This window comes from Ochrobactrum sp. SFR4 (assembly GCF_019730395.1).
In the GTDB taxonomy this organism is placed as follows: Bacteria; Pseudomonadota; Alphaproteobacteria; order Rhizobiales; family Rhizobiaceae; genus Pseudochrobactrum.
Genome location: NZ_JAAPBB010000645.1, coordinates 1 through 287, shown reverse-complemented (window position 1 = coordinate 287; position 287 = coordinate 1). Strand labels below are relative to the sequence as shown.

Annotated in this window: 1 protein-coding gene; it reads left to right on the top strand. The window is 50.5% G+C overall.

Annotated elements, in window-relative coordinates:
* The coding region (gene lepB, locus HBA93_RS20645; protein ID WP_221724516.1) for a signal peptidase I at positions 1-287 on the top strand (287 nt) is incomplete at both ends.

Here is a 287-nt window from a genome sequence, read left to right as displayed (position 1 = left end):
ATGTCGCCGTACCGCGTGAAAAAGTCGGTGAAATTTCCAATCCGGATGTGACCGACGAAAATCGTCCGATTGAGGTCTATCGTGAGACACTGCCGAACGGTGTTTCCTACGAAACTCTGGACGTGAGTCCGAATGCAATGGGTGACAATACGCGGGTGTTCGAAGTGCCTGCCGGTCACTATTTCATGATGGGTGATAACCGTGACAATTCGCTGGATAGCCGTTATTCTGTCGGCTATGTGCCATATGAGAATTTCGTTGGCCGCGCGAATGTCATCTTCTTCTCC